This window comes from Mycolicibacter arupensis (assembly GCF_002086515.1).
Lineage (GTDB): Bacteria > Actinomycetota > Actinomycetes > Mycobacteriales > Mycobacteriaceae > Mycobacterium > Mycobacterium arupense.
Genome location: NZ_MVHH01000149.1, coordinates 1 through 219, shown reverse-complemented (window position 1 = coordinate 219; position 219 = coordinate 1). Strand labels below are relative to the sequence as shown.

The 219-nt window shown below is 70.8% G+C and carries 1 protein-coding gene; it reads left to right on the top strand.

Translation table 11 applies throughout. The features are described from left to right. On the top strand, positions 1-219 hold a 219-nt coding region (locus tag BST15_RS21105; protein ID WP_133053216.1), incomplete at both ends, for a DUF222 domain-containing protein.

Genomic DNA, 219 nt, shown 5'->3' with positions numbered 1-219 from the left:
CCCGCGGCGAAGCCGGACGCCGTATCGCCGAAGCCGCCGAACTCGGAGCCCGCCGCACCCTGACCGGCGAACCCCTAGCCCCGGAACGGCCCGCGGTGGCCACCGCGCAACGAGCCGGCACCATCAGCACCGCTCATATCGCGGTGATTCGCTCCTTCTTCCATTACCTGCCCGCCGATATCGATGCCGGTACCCTGGCCCAGGCCGAAGCGCACCTGG